3 protein-coding genes are annotated in these 24,773 nt (G+C 69.8%); all 3 read right to left on the bottom strand.

Features of this window, described 5'->3' with window-relative positions; translation table 11 throughout:
• Window positions 1–180: 180 nt before the first annotated feature.
• From AB8O64_RS04445 to AB8O64_RS04435, 3 genes are read right to left on the bottom strand one after another with little or no spacing between them, the layout of a single operon-like run.
• Complete coding sequence (locus AB8O64_RS04445) at window positions 181–1,065, bottom strand: proline iminopeptidase-family hydrolase (protein ID WP_370417963.1); 885 nt, start codon at window positions 1,063–1,065, stop codon at window positions 181–183.
• Complete coding sequence (locus AB8O64_RS04440; protein ID WP_370417962.1) at window positions 1,058–17,236, bottom strand: amino acid adenylation domain-containing protein; 16,179 nt, start codon at window positions 17,234–17,236, stop codon at window positions 1,058–1,060. Before AB8O64_RS04440 ends, AB8O64_RS04445 begins: the two co-directional genes overlap by 8 nt.
• Complete coding sequence (locus AB8O64_RS04435; protein ID WP_370417961.1) at window positions 17,233–24,483, bottom strand: amino acid adenylation domain-containing protein; 7,251 nt, start codon at window positions 24,481–24,483, stop codon at window positions 17,233–17,235. The genes AB8O64_RS04440 and AB8O64_RS04435 overlap by 4 nt, the downstream gene beginning before the upstream one ends.
• Window positions 24,484–24,773 lie beyond the last annotated feature (290 nt).

The raw sequence follows: 24,773 nt of genomic DNA, 5'->3' as shown, positions 1-24,773 counted from the left end.
GACTCAGCGATGCGCCGGCACCGGTCTTCGGACCAAGGGCCACCAGATGGTGTGGGCGTTCAGAGGCCTGCGGCTCGCCCTCGCACCACCTGCGGCAGATAACGCCGGTTGCACCGTGTCCCCTTCTGGGAGTCGAGGCTGTCGCCCCAACGTAAGCACGCGGCCACTTGGTCCCACAAGTCATTTTTGACCTGCGAAGTCACCGATGCGGGCCAGCAGTTCCTCGGCGAACAGCTTCGGTTCCTCCAGATGCGGCATGTGTGACGCATCCGGAATGATCACGGCGTCCGCGCCGGGGATCGCCCGCGCGTACGCCTGGCAGGCCCGCGGGGGCACGAAGTCGTGCTCCCCGCAGACGAGCAGGGTGCCGGGCCCCAGCCCGGCCAGCTGCCCGGCAGGCGCGTACGACCGCAGACTGCCCGTCAGCTGGAACTCCGTGCGGCCCCACATGGCGTCGCGCACGTGCGCCGCGGTGCCGAAGGTTGCGTCCATGAGTACGTCCGGCCAGTCGGTGCGGCACATGTGCCGCTCGGCGAAGACGATCGCCGCCTCCGCGAACGCGGGTGTGTCGTACCGCCCCGTCCGCAGGCCGTCGCTGAGTGCCTGGGCCGTCTGTGCCGGGAGCCTGAAGAGCAGCTGCCGCATGTCGTCCTCGTACTTGCGGACGTTCAGCACCGGCGAGAGAAGGACCAGCCGGTCGGGGCGGCGCGGACCGCCCCGCAGGACGAAGTCACAGGCGATCATCGTGCCGAAGGAATGCGCGAGCAGATGGAAGCGCTCCAGGCCCAGGGCACCCAGCAGTGCGTCGAGTTCGTCGACGAAGCGCTCCAGGCGCCACAGGCCGGGGTCCGTGGGCCCCGCCGAGCGGCCGCAGCCCAGCTGGTCGTACACGACGACGGGATGGCCCGGCAGCAGGTCCGCCAGCGGACGCAGATAGTCGTGCGGGGTGCCGGGTCCGCCGTGGACGGTCACCACCGGCGTTCCGGGGGCGCCGGCGTTGAGTATCTCGTACCAGATCCTGCCACCGGGGACGTCGCACATCGCGCCGGCCGTCTTCTCACTCACTGTGTTCTCCCTGGGTCTTCGCGAGGTGGGCGCCGATCGTCGCCACATGGGGCAGGCCGTTCATGCTCAGGTGGTTGCCGGACACCGGCACCTGCGTCCAGCCGCCGCGCGCCAGCTCCCGCCAGCGCGGGGCCTGGCCCGCCGGGAACTGCGGGATCTCCTCCTGGTGCGAGAAGAACACGAGGTCGCCGGAGTACGGGCGCGGGACGTACCCGTGCATGGCCTGGCTGTGCCGCTGCCAGGCGTGGATGTAGCGGGGCAGGAAGTCGGCGGAGAGCATGTCCTCGAACTCCGTGCCGCGTGCCTTCTCCGCGATGTAGCCGATCTTCCCCTCGACCGTGTCCAGGGCTTCGAGCTCCGCCATCGAGAAGTCCAGCCGTGCCAGGCCGTAGCGGAGCAGATAGTCGATGATGTCCTGGCCGGTCATGTCGGCGGGCAGATTGCCGCGGGCCGGGCTGTCGATGAGGGCCACCTCCGGCCGGTACCCGTCGCGGGCGTCGAGCTGTTGTGCCATCTCGTACGCGACGATGCCGCCGAAGGAGGAACCCCCGAGCCGGTACGGGGCCTTGAGACCGAAGTCCTCCAGCTGCTCCAGGTAATGGGCCGCCATGGCCTCGACCGTGGTGAACTCCGCGGTGCCGTCGAGCATCGGGGAGCGGACCGCGTACACCGCCTGGTCGTCCGGCAGGCAGGCCGAGAGATCCCGGTAGAAGTACACGTCGCCGCCGATCGGGTGCACCAGGACCAGGGGCGGGCGCGACTGCGGGTCGCCCTTCTTGATGACGACCACGGCCCCGGCGGTGGCCTCCGGCGTGTACCGGCCGTCGAGGTGCTCGGCCAGCCGCGACGCGAGGGCCTGCGGCGTCGGCTGCTCCAGCTCCATGAACTCCACCCGGATGCCGACCCGTTCCCGGATCCGCGCCACGAGCTGCACCGCGGCCAGCGAGTCCCCGCCCTGCGCGAAGAAGTCGTCGTCGGGCCGGACGTCGTCGACGCCCAGGACCGCGCGCCAGGCCTCCGCGACGACGTCGCTCACCTCGTCCTCGGCGCCGGGCGCCACCGGCTCCACCATCCGCGCCGGCGCCTGGGGCCGGTCCGCCGTTCCCGGACGGTCGATCCAGTGCTCCTGCCGGTCGAAGGCGTAGCCGGGCAGCCGCACCCGGTCCCGGGCCGTCAGGCCGTGGAACGCCGACGCGTCGACACCGACGCCGGCGGCCCACGCCGTTCCCAGCGCCGTCAGCGCCACGGCCGGCTCCTCGCCTTGCTGCCCGGCCCGGGGCATGGCCGCCACCACCAGGTGCTCGGCGCGGTCCGGGTGCCGGCGTGCCGGCCGGCTCAGGATCCGCCCGGGTCCCAGTTCGAGGAGGACGCCGCCCCGGGCGGTCTCCGAGCCGTACAGCGTGGTCAGCCCACGGTGGAACTCCACCGTCCCGCGCAGCTGCGCCGTCCAGTACTCGGGCGTGCGGACCCGGTCGGGGTCGGCCCAGTCACCGGTCAGGTTGGAGAGGTACGGGATCGTGGGCCTGCGCAGCTCGATCCGGCCCAGCACCGCGGCGAACTCCTCCAGCACCGGGTCGAGCAGCCGGGAGTGGAAGGCATGGGACACGGCGACCCTCCTGCCCGCGACACCGTCGGCCGACAGCTCCGCTGCCAGCGCGTCGACGGCCGACGGCGGACCGGAGACCACACAGCTGCCGGCGTCGTCGACCACGGCCAGGTCCAGGCCGAGCCGCCGCGCCCGCGGCAGCACCTGCCCGGCGGGCAGCGGCACGGCGAGCATCGCCCCCGGGGCGGTGCCCGCGAGCAGCCGGCCGCGCTCCAGGACCAGCGTCATCGCGTCCTCCAGCGAGAACACGCCCGCCAGACAGGCGGCCACGTACTCGCCCAGGCTGTGCCCGATCATCGCGGCCGGCCGGACCCCGAGGTCCATGAACCACCGCGCCAGCGCGTATTCGACGATGAACAGGGCGATCTGCGTGAACCGGGTGTCCCCCACCCGCGCGGTCCGGCCCAGCAGATCGGCTTCGTCGACCCCTTCGGGCAGATGCGGGCGGATGATCTGCAGACAGCGGTCGACGTGGGACCGGAAGGCGGGCTCCGCGTCGTAGAGCGCCTGCCCCATCCCCTGGTACTGAGCGCCCTGCCCGGGGAACATGAACACCGCTGGGCGGTCCGCACGCCACGCGATCGGCTCCCGCTCCTCGGCCGTCAGACGGTCGACGAGCTCCTGCCGGTCGCCGCCGACGACCACCCGGTTGTACGGGAAGCGGTGCCGGGCGGTGTGCAGGGTGTACGCCACGTGCTCGAGCGGGACATCGGGATGCTCGGTCAGGTATCCGGCCAGGGCCCGTGCCTGCTGCCCGAGCGCTTCCACGGTGGGCGCCGACACCGTCAGCAACCGCTGTGCCCGTACGGGATCGTGTCCCCGGGCCGGCGGTGCGGACTCCGGTGCCTCCTCCAGTACGACATGGGCGTTGGTACCGCCGATCCCGAAGGAACTGACGCCGGCCCGCAGCACCGGGTGCTCGCTCGTCCACGGTGTACACGCGGTGGTGACGTGGAACGGGCCCTTCTCCAGCTCGAGCCGTGGGTTGGGGGCGGTGTGGTGGAGGGTGGGGACCAGGGTGCGGTGCTCCAGGCACAGCACCGCCTTGATCAGCCCGGCGATACCGGACGCGACGTCGAGATGGCCGATGTTGGTCTTCACCGAGCCCAGCGCGACGCTCCGGGGCGTGCCGTCGTCCGGACCGAACGCCTCCCGCAGGGCGGCCACCTCGATGGGATCGCCGAGCGCGGTGCCCGTGCCGTGCGCCTCCACATAGCCGACCGTCGACGGGTCGATGCCGGCCCTCTCATGGGCGCGGCGGATCACCGCTGCCTGCCGCGCCTGGCTGGGCGCGGTGTACCCGATCTTGTTCTGGCCGTCGTTGTTGATGGCCGTCGCCTTGATGACGGCACGGATGGGGTCCTGGTCGGCGAGCGCCCGGTCGAGCGGTTTGAGCACCACGATGCCGACGCCCTGCCCCTCGATGGTGCCCTGCGCCGCCTCGTCGAAGGCCCGGCAGGCGCCGTCGGGGGAGAACACCATGCCCTCCTGATGGAGGTAGCCCTCCTTGCCCAGTTTGCCGATCGACACACCACCGGCCAGGGCGATGTCGCAGTCACCCGCGAGCAGCGCGACGCACGCCTGGTGCACCGCGACCAGCGAGGTGGAGCAGGCGGTCTGCACGGTCACCGCCGGGCCGGTCAGATCGAGCTTGTAGGCGACCTTGGTGGCCAGGAAGTTCGCCTGATTGTTGATCATCGCCTGGTAGCGGGTGGCCAGATCGGCATCGCCGAGGCCGGGCAGGACGTGACCGGTGGCGTAGTCGTTCTGCCCCGCACCCGCGTACAGCCCGATGTCGCCGCCGTAGGCGTACGGGTCGCAGTGCGCGTCCTCCAGCGCGTGCCAGGCGCACTCCAGGAACACCCGGTGCTGCGGGTCCATCGTCTCGGCCTCCCGGCGGGAGTAGCCGAAGAAGGCCGCGTCGAAGCCCTTGATGTCCCGCAGGGCGCTCTGGGCCCGTACGTATCCGGGCCGGTCGAGCTCGGACTCGGGCACACCGGCCGCGAGCAGGTCCTCCCGGCTGTAGTGGACGACGGACTCATGGCCGGCGGTCAGGTTCCGCCAGTACTCCTCCAGGGTGTCGGCATCCGGGAAACGCCCGGCCATGCCGATGATCGCGATGTCCCGGCCACCGGTCCCCGCGGCCCCGCGCACCTCCGGCTCGCGGCGCGGCCGGGCCTCGTCACGGCCTCCGCCGACGTGGGCGGCGAGGGAGGCGATGGTCGGGTGGGCGAACATCTCGGTCAGGCTGACCTGCCGCCGGATCTCCTCCGGCAGCCGGGCGTGCAGCTTGGTCAGCAGAATGGAGTTGCCGCCCACCTCGAAGAAGCGGTCGTGCACGCCCACCCGCTCCAGACCGAGCACGTCCTGCCACAGCCGGGCCAGCGTCAGCTCCGTCTCCCCGGCCGGGGCCACGGACGCGGTGGCACGCCCGCGGCGCGGCCGCGGGAGCGCCTTGGTGTCGAGCTTGCCGCTGTACGACAGCGGCAGCTCGGTCAGGTGCACCAGGGCACCGGGGCGCATGTACTCCGGCAGCAGACCGGCCAGATGGGCCTGGAGGGCCTCCTCGTCCAGGGCCGCTTCGGCGACGTAGTAGCCGATCAGGCTCTGTGCGGCGGCGGAGGTGTCCGTACCACCGTCCAACGTTCCGATGATCACCGCGCTCTGCCGTACGCCCGGGTGGGCCGACAGCGCGCTCTCCACCTCGCCCAGCTCGATGCGGTGGCCACGCAGCTTGACCTGGGTGTCGACGCGGCCGACGAACTCGATCTCGCCGCCGTCCAGCCGACGGGCCAGATCGCCCGTGCGGTAGAGGCGTCCGTGGCCCTCGTGCGGGCTCTCGACGAAGCGCTCGGCGGTCAGACCGGGGTCGCCGAAGTAGCCCCGGGCCAGCGCGCCGCCGCTCAGATACAGCTCACCGACCGCCCCCACGGGCAGCGGCCGCAGCCGCGCGTCGAGGACGTGCGCCTGCTCGTTCGGCAGCGGCCGGCCGATCGTCACCATCGGGTCGTCCGTCGCGCCCGCGACGTATTCCCGGGACGTGGACCAGATGGTGGTCTCGGTCGGGCCGTAGACGTTCACCACGCGCGCGCAGTGCTCCAACGCCGCGTGCAGCAGGCGCCGTTCGAGCCGTTCACCGCCCACCAGCAGCCGGGTGCCGGACAGGCCACGCAGCGCCTGGAGCTTCATCTCCAGCAGGCTGGGCGTCATCTGCACGAAGTCGTACGCCGCGCAGTCCAGCTCCTCGAAGAGGTGGTCGCCCATGACCACACTGCCGCCGCCGAGCAGCGTCAGCCCGTATTCGAGCCCGAAGATGTCGAAGACGTAGTTGGTCAGGCTGTAGGTGTGCAGGGCCCCGGCGTCCGGGAAGTGCCGTCGGCGCATGGCCGCCACCGTGGAGGTGAAGGCCAGGTGCTCGACCATCACGCCCTTGGGCTGCCCGGTGGTGCCGGAGGTGTAGAGGATGTACGCCAGTGCGTCCCCGCCGACCGCCACGTCCAGGTCGTCGCCGCTCTCCGCGGCGCATGCCGCCTCGGTCAGCGGGTCGTCCACGGCGATCACGGTCAGCGTGGGGTGGCACGCCCGCAGCCGCTCCCGGTGCCGGGCGTGGGTGAGCAGCAGCCGGGCACCGCAGCCCTCGACGATGCGCGCGGTGCGCTCGTCGGGGTAGCCGGGGTCGAGCGGCACATAGGCCGCTCCGGCCTTCAGCACCGCGAGCAGGCCGATCAGCGTGTCCACCCCGCGGTCGAGGAGCAGCAGGACGGGCTCCTCCGGTGCGGTCGGCACCTGCTGCCGGGCCACGCGTGCCAACCGGTTGGCGGCGGCGTTGACCTGCGCGTAGGTCAACGTCCGGCCGTCGTGGGTGACGGCCGGCGCGTCGGGGGTGCGGGCGGCCTGTGCTTCGAAGGCACGGTGGATGACGGGCTCGGCGGGCTCGGCGACGCCCGAGTCGTTCCACTGTCGCTGCGCGTCGGTCCCGCCGGCACCGGCCGGTTCCAGGTCCGCCGGGGAGCTCTCCGGGGCGCGGGCGACGTGATCGAGAACCGACTCCATCCCCCTCAGCAGCCGCTGCACCGTCGCGGGCTCGAAGAGCTCACCCGCGTAGTCCAGCGTGAGCACCACCTCGTCGTCCTTCTCCGCGACCGACACCACCAGCGGGTAGTCCCGCTTCTGGTAGCGGAACCGGAACCGCGGACGCAGCAGCCGCTCGTGCTCGGCATCTTCGACCGCGGGATAACTCTCGTTGATGAAGAGGCTGTCGAACAGCCGGCGACCGCCCGGCTGCAGCGCCGCGAGGTCGACGGTGCTGCGCCGTCCCACCTCGTGGATGTCCTCCTGCAGCCGCTGGATCTCCTCGATCAGACTGTCGGCACCGGTGTCGTGCCGGGCGATCAGCGGGACGGTGCTCAGGTAGAGGCCGACCGAGGTGTCGATCCCGTCCACCGGCAGATCACGCCCGGCCAGCACCGTGCCCACCACGGTGGTGTCGCAGTGGCCGTAGACGCTCAGCACCTTGTGCCAGGCGTACTGCAGCACGGCGTTCGAGGTGACCCCGAAGGTCCGGGCGACGGACCGCAGCGCCGCGAGCAGCTCCGGTCGCAGGGACAGCGAACGCTGCTCCTGGCGCTGTATGTGCTTGTAGGTGCCGAGGTCGATGTGGCGGGACCCGGCGGTCAGCAGCCCCCCGAGATCGCATCCTCCCTCGGCGTCCGCCACGTAGCCGCGCCAGAACGCCTCGTGGTCACGGGCGTGCCGGTGCAGATGGCGCTGGATCCCCGCGTAGTTCTCCGCCGGGAGCACCGCCGGCTCGCCGTCGCACAGCGCGAGGTAGCACGCGTGCACGTTCCGCAGCAGCAGCGGGCTGCTCCAGCCGTCGAGGATCGCGTGATGGGTGTTGAGCACACAGGTGAAGTGCTCCGGCCCCCGCTTGACCAGGTACACCCTGAACAGACCGCTCGTGCCGAGGTCGTAGGGGATGCCGCGGTCGCGCTCCAGCAGCTCCTCGAAGGCCGCGGCGGGGTCCGGGTGGTCGCCCAGGTCCACGAACTCCCAAGTCAGCCGGGACCGCCGGTCGATGACCTGCACCATCTCGTGCAGCCAGTCGAAACGCAGCCGCAGCGCGCTGAGAGCCTGCTGTGCCTGCTCCCACGCCTGCCGGAGCAGCTCGGGGTCGATGGCCCCGTGGTAGTCCCAGACAGCCTGGACGCGATAGGCGTCGTCGACGTCGCCCTGGCTCAGGGCATGGTGGATGAAGCCCTGCTGGAGGCTGCTGGCCGCGAAGACCCCGTCCAGCTCGCCGTCCGCCTGCAACCGGTCCAGGTGCTCCTGAGGCAGCAGGCCGTCGATGTCGCTGCTCGTCAGGTAGGTGCGCGGGCTGTGCGCCGTCAGCTCGACCAGCGCCGCCAGCCGCTCCTCGAACGCGCGGGCCAACCGCTCCGTGTCCTGCCGCGGCAGCCTGCTGAGCAGCGTGAACCGCAGCCGGCCGCCGACGACCATGCCGGCCGCGGAGACCGTGTACGGCAGCAGGTTGGCCTCGTGCAGCCAGTCACCACTGGGTCCGTCGACCGTCTGCCAGTCGCCGTGCTCGTCGGCGTCGAGCCGGCCGAGGTAGTTGAAACAGACCTGGGGAAGCTCGCGCGCGTACCCGACCAGCGGCCCGAAGCCGATGCCCTTGGCGGGGACCGCCCGCACGCTCTCCTTGACCGACTTCAGGGCGTCCGCCGGTGCGCCGCCCGCCTCCAGGCGCACCGGGTAGAGCGTGGTGAACCAGCCGAGAGTACGGCTGACGTCCGCGCCCGCGTCGAGTTCCTCGCGCCCGTGGCCCTCGACCATCAGATGACTGACGGACCGGCCGGTCAGCTCGGTCAGCGCCTGGCCGAAGGCGGTGAGCAGGAACTCGTCGATGCGGGTGCGGTACGCGCGTTGGCACTCGCCCAGCAGCAGCGCGGTGCGCTCGGCGTCCAGGGAGATCCCGATCTCGACGGGTGCTCCGGTGTCCTGTCGCAGGACCGGGGCCTCGTCCATGTCGGCGAGCAGGCCCTCCCAGTAGCCGCGCTCGTCCGCGTGCCGCTCGGCATGCGCGGCGACCGTGTCGGTCCACTGCCGGTAGCTGGTGCCCTTCTTCCCGAGCTGCTGTCCCTCGTACAGCGCGCGCAGGTCCTCGGCGAGTATCCGCCAGCTGACGGTGTCGACGATCAGGTGATGCAGGGCGAAGAACACCCGGCTGCTGCCGTCGGCGTAGCCGTGCAGAAGGCCGAAGGCGTACGTCGGCCCGCTCGCCAGGTCGAAGCCGCTCTGCCATGCGGTCAGAGCGCTTTCCACAGCGGCGTCGAACTCGGCGGTTCCCTCACCGCCGGGCAGGTCGCGCACGTCGAGCACCCGCACCCCGGGGAAATCAGCCGCGGTGTCGTAGTACTGCCGTGGCCCGCCCGGTGCGGCCAGGTCGTAGCGCAGTCGGAACGCGTCGTGGTGGGCCACCAGGGCGCGCAGGCTTTTTTCCAGCCGGGGGAGTGCCAGTTCGGGCGTGCGGACCAGGAAGGACTGGTTCCAGTGCCCGGGCCGGGGGAAGTCCTGGGCGAAGAACCACGACTGGACGGGCAGCAGGGGCGCGTCCCCCTCCAGGGTGCCCTGTTCGGTCCGTACCGCGGGCCCGGCGCCGGACCCGGCGGTGGCCACCACCCGGTCGTGGAAGCGCTCGATGGTGCGGTGGGCGAAGACATCGCGCACACTGACCCGCAGCCCGAGCTCCTTGCGCAGCCGGCTCACCAGTCGGATGGCGACGATGCTGTCCATGCCCAGGTGCATCAGGTCGACGGTGATGCCGAGCCGCTCCCGCGGCATGCCCAGCACCTCGGCCCACGCGTCGCGCAGCTGCCGCTCGCGCTCGGAGCGCGGCGGGACGTGCTCGGCGGCGTGTGCGGTCCCGGGGTCGGGCAGGGCCTTGCGGTCCAGCTTGCCGTTGGGGCTCAACGGCAGCTCGGGCAGGTGCACCAGCGCCTCGGGGACCATGTACGCGGGCAGGCTCCCGGACAACCGCTCCAGCAGGGGAGCGGGGTCGAGTGCGGTGTCGGAGACGTAGTAACCGACGAGAGCCTGCCGACGGCGATCGGCCGCGGTGTCGTACTCCTTGATGAGGACGACGCTCTGGGAGATGCGCGGGTCCTGGGAGAGGGCACTCTCGATCTCGCCGAGTTCGACGCGGTAGCCGTTGAGTTTGACTTGGAAGTCGTTGCGTCCGATGAATTCGATGTGTCCGTCGGGGGTCCAGCGGCCGAGGTCGCCTGTGTGGTAGAGGCGGCCGAGGGTGGGGTGTTCGGTGTAGCGCTCGTTGGTGAGTTTTTCGTCGTGCCAGTAGCCGAGGGCGACGCCGGTGCCGCCGATGTGGATTTCGCCGATGACGCCGGTGGGGCAGTGTTCGCCTTGGGGGTTGAGGACGTACATGCGTTGGTTGGGCATGGCGACGCCGTAGGGGATGCTGTTCCATGCGGGGTCGACGTGGTCGATCTCGTACCAGATGGACCAGATGCTGCCTTCGGTGGCGCCGCCCAGGCTCATGACGGTGGTGTGGGGGATGAGCCCGCGGATGCGGTCGGGGAGGCTGGTGGGGATCCAGTCTCCGCTGAGGAGGAAGACCCTCAGGGATTGGAGGTTTCCGCCTTCGTCGATGAGCAGTCCGGCGAGTTGGGGGACGCTGTTCCAGACGGTGATCTGGTGGTGTTCGACGAGGTGGGCCCAGTGGGTGGGGTTCTTGGTTTCTTCCTGTGCGGGGAAGACGATGGTGGCGCCGGCGGCGAGGGTGCCGAAGAGGTCGTAGACGGAGAGGTCGAAGCTGAGTTCGGACAGGGCCAGGACGCGGTCGTGGGGTGTGATGTGGAAGCGTTCGTTGACGGCGAGGAGGGTGTTGACGGCGCCGCGGTGGCTGATGGTCACGCCCTTGGGGCGGCCTGTTGATCCTGAGGTGAAGATGACGTAGGCGACGTCGTCCGGGCCCACCACCGGCAGCGATGACTCTTCCGCATTGGTGTGGTGTTCCAGGAGGTCCTCGATGACCAGCAGACGGCACACCGAACCCAGGGCCTGTATGTCGGCCCGCGCGAACTGCCCACGCGACACCAACACCGTACGCACGTCGGCCTGGGCGAGGATCTCCTCGATCCGGCCGGCCGGCCAGTCGACGTGCAACGGCAGATAGCCGAGGCCGGCCTTCATGACCGCGGCGGTGGCCAGCACCTGGCTGTGGCCCTTCTCCGCGAGGACGCCGGCGAGCCGCTCACCGGAGGCGTCGCCGAGCTCCGTGCGCAGCCGCAGGGCGAGCGTACGGCTCTGCTCGATCAGCTCGCCGTAGGTGTGCGTACGACCGGTCCCGGCGTCGATGACGGCCGTCGCCCCCTCCCGGCCCTCGGTGCGGCACCGCTCCTCGTAGAGACCGAACATCGTCTGCTCGCAGGCCTCGCCGTCGAAGGCGTTCGCCGCCGCGACCAGGGCGCGGTCGGTGTCGGGGAGATACCGGTCCCTGGGCAGCCCGGCTTCCCAGTCGCCGTCCGCGAGACGCTCGATGAGCAGGCAGTAGAGCCGGTTGAGGTGCTCGATGAAATCACGGTCGAAGAGCTGCTCGACGTACAGCCACTTGCTCATGAAGCCGCTGTCGACCTCGATCGCCTGGAGGTCGATCCATGCCTGCGAGGTCTGTGCGCTCCAGTGGCGCTCCTCGACGAATTCACTGTCGTCCAGGTAGGCCGCGCGTTCGAAGTCACGGGTCTCGTTGCCCATCACGCCGGTGAACACGATCGGCGAGACCGCTTTGGTCGTGTCCAGACCGTGCAGCCTGCTCAGATCACGCTGGACCTCCACGCCCGAGTACAGGGCGTGGCTGATGTCCTCCCACAGCGTGTCGTGGGTGCGGCGGGTCAGCGACGCGATGTCGGCGCCTTCGTCGACGTAGTGGAACAGCACGGTCGAGGTGAAGTTGCCGAGGAGGGAATCGATGTCCTCCAGGACCGGATGGCGGTTGAACAGCGTGAGGGTGAGCGGGAACTCACGGGCCCCGGAGAAGTAGGAGATCACGCTGCCGAACAGGCTCAGCAGGACGGACGACGTGGACACCCCGTGCTGCCGTGCCTGTTCCTTGAACCGGTCCCAGACGTCGGGGGCGACGTGGAGGGTGTGCTCCTCGAAGCGCGGGTGGTCGACGGCGTCCGGCGACTCCTTGAACGGCAGGGTGCACCGCAGCGGCATGCCGGCCAGCCGGTCCTGCCAGTAGGCGCGGTCGTCCGCGTACCACTGCGAGTTCTTCAGCAGGCCGGTGTAGTCCTGGTAGTCCTTGAAGCTCGCCCGCGGCAGTTCCGCACGCCGCTCCGCGCCCCGGTAGATGTCATCGAGGCGACGCAGGACGGCGAGCCTGCTCTGCACATCGAGGATGATCAGGTCCCAGCTGAAGTGCAGCACGCAGCGGTCCTTGAAGCGGCTCACCTCCAGGGTGAACAGCGGGAACCGCTCCGGGTCGTAGAGCCGGTGCGAGAGCCGCTCCCGGACGGCGGTCAGCTTCGACTCGTCGTAGTCGTGCGCGGTGAAGTCGTTGACCACGAGTTCGAAGGGCGGGACGTCCGCGGCGTCGAGCACCCGCTGCTGGAGCCGGTCGTAGGAGAAGACGGTGCGCAGTACGTCGCACTCGGCGACGAGCCGCCGGACCGAGTCCGCCAGCCGGTCCGTGTCCAGGTCCCGGTACAGGTACTCGTTGTAGACGTGGTTGGCGACGTTGCCGATCTCGTAGTTGCCGAGCCTGCCGACGAGATACGCCTTCTGGATCTCGGTCATGTCGAACCAGCCGCCCGGGTCCGCGCCGATGCCCGCGGGCAGGGCCGTCAGATCGGCCTCGCCGCGGACCTCGCGGAAGTCGCTGGGCGTGTAGAGCGTGGCCGTCCGGCCCGTGCAGTGGCCGACGACCTCGGCGAGAGCGGCTTCGAGGGCCCGGGCCAGCGCGCCGGTGTACTCGGTGGCCAGCCGGCTGTCGACACGGACCCGGAGCCGGTCCTCGGTCACGTAGGCGAAGACGGACAGCAGCGCGTCGGACGTGTTGCACGGCGGCATGGTCTCGCCGCTGTCCTCCATCACGAGCTGCCAGTCGCCGGCACCCGTCTGCTCGCCGTCGAGCCGGCCCAGGTAGTTGAACCAGATGTGGGGAAGCGCGTGGTCCCGGTAGCCGACGAGCGGGCCGAAACCGATGCCCTTGTCGGGCACCGCGCGCAGACTCTCCTTGACGCTCCGCACGCTCTCGCCGATGTCGTCGCCCAAGGGCAGCCGCACCGGGTACAGGGTGGTGAACCATCCCATGGTGCCGGTGACGTCGAGCGCGGGGCCGATGTCCTCGCGCCCGTGGCCTTCGAGCATGACGTGATGGGTGCGCCCGCCGCCGACGGCCTCCAGGGCCCGGCCGAGGGCGGTCAGCAGAAGGTCGTCGACGTGCGTGTGGTACGCGCGGTGCGCCGGTCCCAGCAGGTCCCGGGTGTCCTGCTCGCTCAGGGCGAACTGCTCGGTGTGGGCCGCCGTGGAGCCGGGCCGGTCCTGCTCGTCCGGCCGGAAGTCGCTGAGCAGGTCCTCCCAGTAGGCCCTCTGCTCCGGCCGCTCGTGCGCGTACGCGGAGACCGCGCCGGTCCACTGCCGGAAGCTGGTGCCCTTCTCGCCGAGCTGCTGCCCCTCGTACAGCGCGCGCAGGTCCTCGGCCAGGATCCGCCAGCTGACCGTGTCCGTGATCAGGTGGTGCAGGGCGAAGAACACCCGGCTGGTGTGGTCGGCGTAGCCGTGCAGATAGCCGAGGGCGTACACGGGTCCGTGTTCGAGGTCGAAGCCGCGCTGCCATCCGGTCAGTGTCCGGTGCAGGGCCTCGGTGAACTCGGGGGTGCCTTCGGCGCCGGGCAGCCCGCGCACGTCGAGGACGTTGAAGCCCGGGAACGGGGCGCCGGGCTCATAGGCTTGTGTGGTGCCGCGGTAGCGCAGCCGGAAGGCGTCGTGGCGGGCGACGAGTGCGCGCAGGGCGGACTCCAGCCGCGGCAGCGACAGCTCGGGCGCACGGACCACGAACGCCTGGTTCCAGTGCTCGGGCCGGGTGAACTCCTGGCCGAAGAACCAGGACTGGACGGGAAGCAGCTCCAGCTCGCCCGCCAGGGTCCCCTGCTCGGTGAGTACATCGGCTCGCGGCGCTGCCGCGGCGTCCTGGCGGCTTTCGACGAAGTCGGCGAACTGCTCGATGGTCGGCAGGGAGAACACGTCCCGGACGCTGATCGCCAGATCGAGTTGGCGGCGCAGCCGGCTCGCCAGCCGGATGGCGACGATGCTGTCCATGCCCAGCCGGGTCGCGTCGTCGCGGATGCCCACGTCGTCGGGGCGCAGGCCCAGGCACGCGGCCCACAGCTCGCGGAGCCGCTCCTGCAGGGCGGTGCGGGGTGCGATGTGCTCCTGGCCGGCGTCGGAGGGACCGGGGTCGGGCAGCGCCTTGCGGTCGAGCTTGCCGTTGACGGTCACGGGCAGGGACGACAGGTGTACCAGGGCGCTGGGGACCATGTAGGACGGCAGGCTCGCACGCAGCGCACCCGCCATGGCGGTCTCGTCCAACGGGCGGTCCGCGACGTAGTAGCCCACCAGGTACTTGTGTTCGGGCCGCTGCGGGTCGGGCTGCTGGACCAGGGCGATGCCCTGCTTGACGCCGGGGTACCGGGCCAGGGCCGCCTCGATCTCGCCGAGCTCGATGCGGTAGCCGCGGATCTTGACCTGGAAGTCGTCGCGGCCGATGAAGGCGATGGACCCGTCCGGCAGTCGCCGTACGAGGTCGCCCGTGCGGTACAGACGCCCGTCACCGAAGGGGTTCTCGACGAAGCGTTCGGCGGTGAGCTCGGGCCGGTTGAGGTACCCGCGCGCCAGACCGGCGCCACCCAGGTACAGCTCACCGATCGCCTGGACGGGCAGGGGCCTGCGGGCCGGGTTGAGCACGTACGCCTGCGTGTTGTCGATCGGCGTACCGATGAGCACGGTGTCGATCGCCGGGTCGGTGCAGGGGTGGTGCAGGACGTCGATGGACGCCTCGGTCGGGCCGTACAGATTGTGCAGACGCGCATCCGGCAGCAGCGCGTGCGTGGCGCGCACCTGCGCGAGCTTGAGCTCCTCGCCGCTGCAGAAGAGGTAGCGCAGGCTCGCCAGCCCCTGCCGGACGGGTCCGGCGGAGGCCTCCACCGTCTCCAGGAAGGCGCTGAACATCGAGGGCACGAAGTGCATGACGCTGATGTGTTCCCGCTCGACGAGCTCCATCAGCGCATAGGGGTCCTTGTGGTCCTCGGGCTCGGCGAAGACGACAGCCGCACCGAACCAGTTGGCCCACAACAGCTCCCACACCGACACGTCGAAGACATACGACGTCTTCTGCAGTACGCGGTCCGAGGGGTCGAGCGGGAACGCCCGGTTCATCCACTGGATGCGGTTGACCAGACCGCCGTGTTCGCACAGCACGCCCTTGGGCTTTCCGGTGGTGCCGGACGTGTAGATGACGTACGCGAGATCGGCCCCGGTGAGCGGCAGACCCAGGTCGCCGGAGGGCTGTGCGGCCAGCTCGTCGGCGGCGCCGTCGACGGACAGCACGGCCACCGGCAGTGCGGCGTCGTGGCAGCCGGCCGCGTTGCGCTCGTCGGTGAGCAGCAGCGGGCTGCCGGTGTCGGAGAGGATGAACCGGATCCGCTCGTGCGGTGAGCCGGGGTCGACGGGCACATAGGCGCCGCCGGCCTTCATGACGCCCAGAACCGCGATCAGCATGTGCTCACTGCGGTCGAGCAGCAGACAGACCAGACTGCCGACGGAGACCCCGTGCCGCTCGGTGAGCAGGTGGGCCAGCCGGTTGGCGCTCTCGTTCAGCTCGCGGTAGCTCAGCACCCGGTCGCGGTAGATCACGGCGGGGGCGTCCGGGGTCCGCCGCACCTGGCGCTCGAACATCTCGACCGCGGTCTGCACGGTGCCGTGGTCCCACTCGGTGCGGTTCCACTCCGCGATCTGCCGCAGCCCTTCGGGATCCACCAGGTCCAGGCGGTCGGTGACCTCGTCCGGCGTGGCCGCCGCCGAGCGCAACACGGTGAGGTACGTGTCGAAGAGCGCCCGCACGTAGTCGCGCTCGTAGCGCGCCTCGGCGTAGGTGACCGTGAAGGTGACCCGGTCGCCGTCCTCCTTGGCGATGACCGAGATGCCGAACTTCTCCGCGAGATCACGGTAGGGCAGCACGCGGTGGCCGGGGGCGGTGCCCGCCTTCTCCACCGGGGCGAAGTTGTGCATGGTGAAGAGGACCTGGAGCACGTCGGCCAGGTCCGCGGCGCCGCCCGGCAGGGCGCCGGTCAGCATGTCCAGATTGAGCTGGTGGTGCTGATTGAGGTCGATGACCGCCTCGTTGACCCGGCGCGCGTTGTCCAGGAAGCGGTCACCGCCCCGGAACTCCGGTATCAGCGGCAGTGTGTTGATGAACGGGCCGACAGCGGACTGGAAAGCGGGCGGCCGGTTCGCGACGGTGATGCCGACGGCGAAGTCGTGCTGGCCGCCGGCGAAGCTGCTCAGCGTCTGGTACAGACCGGTGAACAGCAGCGAGTACAGACTCAGCCCGTGCTGCCCGGCCAGCTCGGACAGCGCCCGGCGGGTCTCCGGTGCGAGCGCGTAGTCGAGGGTCCCGGCCCGGTTGTCGGCCCCGCGCGCGGGGTTGCGCCGCAGGCGCAGCTTCCCGGCGGCGGCCAACCGGTCGGCGAGCCTGTCGCGGGTGGCCGTGTACTCCGGCCGGGCCAGCTCGATCCGCTGCTGCGCCACGAGGTCGAAATAGTTCAGGGCCGGGGTGGCCTCGCCCACGCCGGTCGGGTCGGTGCCGCGCGCCAAAGCGTCGTGGATCGAGGCCAGCCGGGCGGCGAGCAGCTCCATCGAGTAGGCGTCCGACAGCATGTGGTGGTGCGTCAGGGCCACCGTCACCGTGGGGGAGTCGGTCAGCTCGATGACCTCGGGGCGGATCAGATGTCCGTCGGCGAGCGGAAAGACCGTACGGGCCCGGTCGTCCCGCAGGGCGTCCAGCTCACTCGCCGTGACCCGGGTGCGGGCGATCTCGTACGCGTCCCCCGGCACCAGCTCGTACGACAGGTCCTCGTGGACGCGCATCCGCAGGATCGGCTCCGCCGCGAGCAGCGCGCGGACCGCCCGCTCGGCCGACTCCGCGTCGGCGCCGGTCAGCTCGACGAACAGCGGGATGGTGTAGGTGCAGCCGAGCTCGTCGATCCTGCTCTGCAGGTACATGCCCTTCTGGATGGTCCGGATCGACCTGTCGTGCGCCTCGTCCGGCAGCTTGTAGTGCGTGGCCTGCCGGGCGCGCTCCTGGGAGTCGATGCCGGTCAGCTCCAGGACGCGGAGCAGTCGCTCCTTGTGCTCCTTCACCCGGTCCTTCAGCTCCGGGGGGAAGCCGGTGTCCTGGGGGAAGGAGAAGCCGAGCCGGTCGTCGCCCTTGTTCCAGATGAGAACGCGGGCGGACCGGAGGTCGTTCAGCAGTTCCAGCTCGGGGTTCACAGCTCTCCCTCTTCGCGCACGGCGTCCGCCTGGGCCGTGCCGACGTGCTCAGCAAGCTTGAGGATCGTGTCGTTCTGATACAGGTCCCGGAGCTTCAGCTCGAACCCCAGGTCCTGCTGGAGCAGGCGCACCAGCTTCATGGCGGCCAGTGAGTTGCCGCCGATGGAGAAGAAACTGTCGTTCGCGCTGATCGCCGTGACCGGCCGGCCGAGAATGTCGGACCAGGCCTCGGCCAGGGTGCGTTCGGTCCCGGGCGCGGGCTCGACGTGGACGCCGGCGAACTCGACCGGCGGGAGCCGGTCGGCGGCCAGCTTTCCGTTGGCGCTCAACGGCAGCGCGTCCAGGACGCCGTAACCGCTGGGCAGCATGTAGTCGGGCAGCGCCTCGGCCAGTTCCCGGGTCACCGCCTCCGTCAGCGTCTGCGGGTCGGCCGGGCTGTCCGGGGCCTCGCGTGCCGGCTCATCCACCATCCCGACGGCCATGGTGTAGACGCCGTGCTCGGTGATGCGCAGCCCCAGCGGGCAGGTGCCCATGCCGTCGGCACGCAGCCGCTCGCTCAGCCGCTGGAAGAGGAAGCCGGCCGACACCGCCTCGTGGACCCCGCCCCCGCCTTCCAGCGTCAGCAGGCACCGGGCGCGGCGGAGAATCGCGTACACATCACTGGTGCGGTCGAAGACCGGCAGTTCGTCGGCCGCGTAGCGGCGGCTGCCGTCCTGCTCGACGTAGTGCGTGGTGCCGGTCTCCCGCAGGAAGCAGGCCAGGTCGAGCCGGGCCGGCGCGAAGCCGCCCGTGCCTCCCAGGACGATGCGGCACACCATCGTGTGCTCGTCGTCGAGCGTCCGCTCGTCCAGCAGGACCTCGTACCCGATACCGCGTGCGTCCAGGGCCTCGGTCAGCAGGGCGAGCATGTGCCCGGTCTCCAACAGCGCCAGGTGCCGCGCACGCTCCCCGTAGAGGGGGGTGATGGCGGGCCAGTGGACCACCAGGTGCAGTTCGTCGCCCTCGGCCGCGGACGACGGACCGGCCGTCGCGGCGAGGTCGTGCGGACACAGTTCGCCGGTCAGCGGGTGATAGTAGTGGTCTCCGCCGACCGGGCCCTCGGCCCGGCCCGACAGATGGACGAACGTACGCACCGGATAGGCGCTGCCCGCCGACGGATACCGGTACTTCGGCAGCGCCCGGTCGGGCAGCGACACGGCGGACAACTGCCCCAGCACCGCGGACCAGTCCTCGAGGGCCGGCGTCGCCCGGCCCGTCGCGGGGCTGTGCGCTGCGGACGCCACCACCTCCGAGAAGTGCTTGTGCAGGGGCTCGGGCTCGATGTCGTCGTCCAGGAACTGCCGGTAGCTCTTGGCCCGGGCGTACGCGGCGGGATCGAGGCGGGGCTCCAGCCGGAACCCGGGCGAGGCCGTCTCCAGCACGCCGTGCCCGCTCAGGAGGAACGTCTGCTTGTCGAGGTCCGGATCACCGGCCCCGGCCAGAGAGACGTAGTCGGCGGAGGGAACCAGGTAGGCGACCAGCCGGTCGTGCTTGTCGCCCTGCTGGATCCTGGCCACGGCACGGTCGACCCCCGGCAAACGCGTCAGCTTGGCTGCTATTTCGCCGAGTTCGACGCGGTAGCCGTTGAGTTTGACTTGGAAGTCGTTGCGTCCGATGAATTCGATGTGTCCGTCGGGGGTCCAGCGGCCGAGGTCGCCTGTGTGGTAGAGGCGGCCGAGGGTGGGGTGTTCGGTGTAGCGCTCGTTGGTGAGTTTCTCGTCGTGCCAGTAGCCGAGGGCGACGCCGGTGCCGCCGATGTGGATTTCGCCGATGACGCCGGTGGGGCAGTGTTCGCCTTGGGGGTTGAGGACGTACATGCGTTGGTTGGGCATGGCGACGCCGTAGGGGATGCTGTTCCATGCGGGGTCGACGTGGTCGATCTCGTACCAGATGGACCAGATGCTGCCTTCGGTGGCGCCGCCCAGGCTCATGACGGTGGTGTGGGGGATGAGCCCGCGGATGCGGTCGGGGAGGCTGGTGGGGATCCAGTCTCCGCTGAGGAGGAAGACCCTCAGGGATTGGAGGTTTCCGCCTTCGTCGATGAGCAGTCCGGCGAGTTGGGGGACGCTGTTCCAGACGGTGATCTGGTGGTGTTCGACGAGGTGGGCCCAGTGGGTGGGGTTCTTGGTTTCTTCCTGTGCGGGGAAGACGATGGTGGCGCCGGCGGCGAGGGTGCCGAAGAGGTCGTAGACGGAGAGGTCGAAGCTGAGTTCGGACAGGGCCAGGACGCGGTCGTGGGGTGTGATGTGGAAGCGTTCGTTGACGGCGAGGAGGGTGTTGACGGCGCCGCGGTGGCTGATGGTCACGCCCTTGGGGCGGCCTGTTGATCCTGAGGTGAAGATGACGTAGGCGACGTCGTCCGGGCCCACCACCGGCAGCGAGGTCTCGTCCGCACCGGGCTGGTCCTGTTCCAGGAGGTCCTCGATGACCAGCAGACGGCACACCGAACCCAGGGCCTGTATGTCGGCCCGCGCGAACTGCCCACGCGACACCAACAGCACATGCGTGCCCGCCGATTCGAGAACCTCGCCGATACGCGCGCCGGGCCACTCCACGTTCATCGGCACGTACGCCGAGCCCGCCTTCATCACGGCGAGGGTGGTGACCACCTGGAGGTAGCCCTTCTCCGCCAGGACGGCGACGGTCTCACGCTCCTCGCCCAGCGTGCCGGGGGTGAGGAGCGCTCCCGCGAGCCGGACGGAGTCGCGGTGGAGCTGCTCGTAGGTGTAGGAGGTGCCCGCGGCCGCGTCGATGACGGCGGTGGCCCGGGAGCGGTCGGCCTCGTCCAGCCCGCTCTCGTAGAGGCCGAAGAGGGTGCGCTCGTCCGCCGGCCGGTCGTGCGCGTTGGCCGCCTCGATGAGCGCCAGGTCCTCGGCCGGGACGGGGAGCGACGGGAACGGGGCCGTCTCCCAGTCCAGCGCGGCGAGTTGCTCGATGAGACGGCAGTAGCCGTCGTGCATCGCGTCGATGACGGCGGTGTCGAAGAGCTGCTCGACGTAGTCCCACTCGGCGACGAAGCCCTCGTCGGTCTCGTACGCCTTGTTGTCCAGCCACACCTGCGGGGTCTGCGAGATCGAGTAGTCGACGCCCTGGTAGGTGTCGTCCAGGGGCAGCTCGAACATGCTCGCATTGCCCTTGGCGCCGAGCGTGCTGGTCAGGACGACGGGAGCCACGATCTTGCCGACCGGGATGGAGTGGTGCATCTTCAGCAGACGCTGGAAGTCGACACCGTCGAAGAGGTTGTTGTCGACGTCCTGCAGCAGATCGCCGTGCACCCGGCGGAGCTTGTCGGCGATGCCCAGGTCGCGCTCGGCCCGGTAGTCGAAGAGCTCCAGGACCGTGAAGTCGCCGATGACGCCGTTGATGTCGGGGTGCAGCGGCAGCCGGTTGAAGAGCGTGAGGTTCATGCACAGCCGGTCCTGGCCGCTCCACTGGCTGAGCACCCGGCTGAACAGCTCGACGACGAGCGCGGTCGGGCTGATGCCGTGCCGGGTGCACTTGGCGGCCAGCTCGCCCCACACCGCGGTGGGGATCACCCGGCTCTTGCGCCGGAAGACGGGGCTGTCGACGGCCGAGGGGCGTTCCTTGAGCGGCAGCCTCAGATCGAGGTGGTAGTCGTCGGCCTTGTCCTGCCAGTACTGCTGGGCCTGGAGCAGGAGCGGGCTCTCACGGACCTGCTCGTACCGCAGCACGTAGTCGCGGTAGCTGATGCCGAGGTCGGGCAGGCAGGCTTGCGGGTCGGCGTAGAGCTGGGCCCACTCGTCGAAGAGGATGTCGAAGCTGCCCATGTCGATGATGAGCGCGTCGAAGCTGATGTGCAGCCGGTAGACGCCGTCGAGGCGGCTGAGCACGATGTCGAAGAGCGGGTACTGCTCGGGGTCGTACAGCTTGTGGGAGTACGTGTCCCGGAGCCGCTCCAGCTCCTGCTGGTCCTTCAGCTCGTGGAAGGCGATGCGGTAGTGAGGCACCTCGGGCAGGAAGCGCTGCTGTCCGTCGGTGAAGACCGTGCGCAGCGCGAGGTGCCGCTCGATGAGCCGGTTGTAGGCCGCCTCGAGCCGCTCGTGGTCGATCCGGCTGTAGCGGAACTCGCTGTAGACGTGCGTCGACACGCTGCTCAGCTCGAAGCTGTTGAACCGGCCCAGGTAGTAGGTCTGCTGCACATTGGTGAGCGGGAACGGCTCGTGGAGGCGATCGGTGTCGATGCCGTCGAGCACGAAGTCGCGGTAGGCGAAGTCACCGAGGCTGGCCGCGACCAGGGGCGCCAGGCGCCGGATCGTCTTCTCGCGGAAGACGTCACGGATCCGGATGTCGGACCCGAGCTCGCTGTTGATCTTGTTGACGAGCTTGATGCCCAGGATGCTGTTGCCGCCGAAGCCGAAGAAGTCATCGGTGACACCGATGCACTGGCCGCCCTTCGCGGCGCTGCCGAGCACCTGGTCCCAGATGCCGCACAGCCGCGTTTCCAGTTCGGTCGCCGGCGCGACGTAGCCCCGGGTCAGGAACCGCGCGGGGTCCGGCAGGGCGCTTCGGTCGGCCTTGCCGTTGACGTTCAGCGGCATGCTTTCCAGGTGGATCAGCACGGCCGGAATCATGTACTCCGGGAGTGCTGAGGCCAGGTGATCCCGCAGCTCGTCGCTGTCGACCGGCTCCTCGGAGACGTAGTAGCCGACCAGGGAGCGGGCTTCGTCGCCCAGTGACGCGTCCGGCTGGTGGACGACGACGAGGCTCTGTTCCACGGCGGGGTGGGCGCTGAGCGCACTCTCGATCTCGCCGAGCTCGATACGGTGCCCTCGCAGCTTGACCTGGAAGTCGTTACGGCCGATGAACTCCAGGTCCCCGCTCGGCAGCGCACGGACCAGGTCGCCGGTGCGGTAGATGCGCTCTTCCGGTACGGCCGGACCACTGCGGCTCAGCGCGGGCGGCGGCGCGACGAACGCGTTCGCCGTCAGCTCCGGCTCGTCCAGATAGCCGCGGGCCAGCCCGCTGCCGCCGATGAACAACTCGCCCACGACGCCCGGGGGCAGGGGCTGCATGTCCTCGTCGAGGACATAGCAGCGGGTGTTGGCGACGGGCTTGCCGATCAGCGGCTCGGGGGCCTCGGGTGTCAGGAGACGGCGGGTGGACCACACCGTGGTCTCCGTCGGCCCGTAGACGTTCCAGCAGGTGTCGACGGACGCGGCCAGCACGGGGGCGAGCTGGGGGGAGAGCGCCTCGCCACCGCACAGTGCGCGAATGGGCAGCCGCTTGCCGTCCAGGCTCTGGGTGATCAAGTGCCACAGCGAGGGCGTGGCCTGGACGATGGACACGCCCTGCTCGATCAGGCCGATCAGCTTGCCGACGTCGAGCAGGTCGGAGCGGCCCGCCATGACGACGGTTCCGCCGTGCAGCAGGGGCATGAAGATCTCGAGCGTGGAGATGTCGAAGGCGATGGTGGTCACCGCCAGCATCCGCTCGCCCGGCCGGAAGTCGACGCAACGGCCGATGTCGGTGGCGATGTTCACATAGCTCTTGTGCTCGACGGCCACGCCCTTCGGCTTGCCGGTCGTGCCCGAGGTGTAGATGACATACGCGATGTCGCCGCTGGACACGGGCGCGCCGATGTCCCCGCCCGGGTACCCGGCCCATGCCTCGGCGATCGCGTCGGAGTCCATGGCGATCACGGGCAGGGTGCCGGGGATTCCGTCGAGCCGTGCGCAATGGGCGGTGTCACTCACGGCCAGGACGATCCGGCCGCCGGCCAGGATCCCGGCGGTGCGGTTGACGGGAGAGTTCAGGTCCAACGGCACGTAGCCGCAGCCCAGTTTGAGGACCGCCACCGCGGCGATCAGCAGATTCTCGGTACGGTCCAGATACAGCGCGATCAGATCGCCCGGCTCGGGTGCGTACCGCTCGCGCAGCAACCGGGCGAATCGGTTGGCCGCTTCGTTGAACTGCCGGTAGGTGAGGGAACGTCCCTCGTGGACGACGGCCGTGTGCTCCGGGTACCGCGCGGCCTGTTCCTCGATCAGACGGTGGATGGGCTGGTCGTCGCGGAACGGCGCGCGCGTCCGGTGCAGCTCGGCATCGAAACGGCGGTGCAGATCTGCGGGAAGGGCCAGCAGCTCACCCAGGGGGGCCGCGCCCTCGGCAAAACGGTGGAGCCCGGCGAAGAAGCTGTCCAGGTGCTCGCGCAGGACGCTGAAGAAAGGGAGCCGGCCGGTGGTGACGACGTCCAGGGAATCGCTGCCGCTGCGGTAACGCAGGCTCAGTACGGGCGCGCGGTCGGCGGCGGCTGTGCCCTCGGTGACGTCGAACTCCACGGTGACCCGTGGATCCCGGGCGTGATGATAAACGGCGTCGAAATCATGAAAAGCATTGGTGTACGCGCGATGGACCGGGTCGTCGAACTGCATTGCCAGATCGGCGGACCGAAGGCTCCGGCTCGCCTCCACATATTTGCGTACCCGGCCGGCGGAGGTGCTCACGTCGTAGCTGTAGAGGCCCGCCTTGCGGGAATTGAGTTGCATCTGCAGAAATAGGCAGAGCCATTCCAACCGGTCGACGGTGAGCGTCTGCGCGTGTTTGCCCAGACGGTACTCGAAGACATCGACGGAATGGTCCGGGTGATCGGTGCCGATCAGATCCGCGATGTCGAAGCGGTCCTCGCGTGCGTCCGCGGAACGGCAGCGCTCGGTAAGAGCGGCGGCAGTGGATTCCCAGGCGATCAGTTCGGCAAGGTCATGAGGGCGTTCCTGTCGGGAGTGGAACGCAAGGGACTCATGGCCTTCGCGGGAGAGGCGTATCAGCGCGTCGACGCAGGTGTCCAGAAGACCTGCGCGAAGGTCGGCCGCCGAGGGGCCGGTGGCGCTGCCGGGCCGGTGACCTGCGTCAGTGTTGCTGCAGAGGAGGGCCTCGCGATCGGGCGTCTGCAGGAAGCAGGCGAACATCGACTCGCCCTCGGATGCCCGGAGTTCGAGCGCCAGGACCGGGGCCGAGGAGCGGCCCGGGGTGCCTGCGGCGGCTAATTCGTAGTCGATGTGCCGAGTCGCCAACGCGTCTTCTTCGATGACGCTCGCGTTATGGGTGAAACGCTCACACCACACGCCGGAGTCGACCGACGGGTCGCTGTCCAGCGCATAAACAAAGTGGCCGGCATCCACAAGATAATCGGCAATGTCCTGGCCCAGCAGGCCCAGCTCTGCGCCGACCAGCACATGGAGAACCTTCACTGTCGCCCCCTGCTTCCACGATATGGCGGCACGCAGGGAGCGTCGTCGGCTCGTGCTCCCCCGTGCACGGGTGCCCTGTCAGCGAAAACGCCGGGTACCCGACTGTTTGCTTTGAACTCTCCTGTGCGTGACATGCAAAAGAGCGCAGGATGAATGGCGGGACGCGTCATTACGGTCGGACGTGCACCGAATGAGGGGTCCCGAGTTGTGCACCTGAAGGTGCGTCATTGTATTCGGACTTGGGTGTATCGGCCACGGTCAAGGAAACAGCTGCGGTCGTCGACTGTCAA

This window comes from Streptomyces sp. QH1-20, from assembly GCF_041283565.1.
GTDB classification, from domain to species: Bacteria; Actinomycetota; Actinomycetes; order Streptomycetales; family Streptomycetaceae; genus Streptomyces; species Streptomyces syringius.
This window is presented reverse-complemented; position numbering and strand designations above follow the sequence as displayed.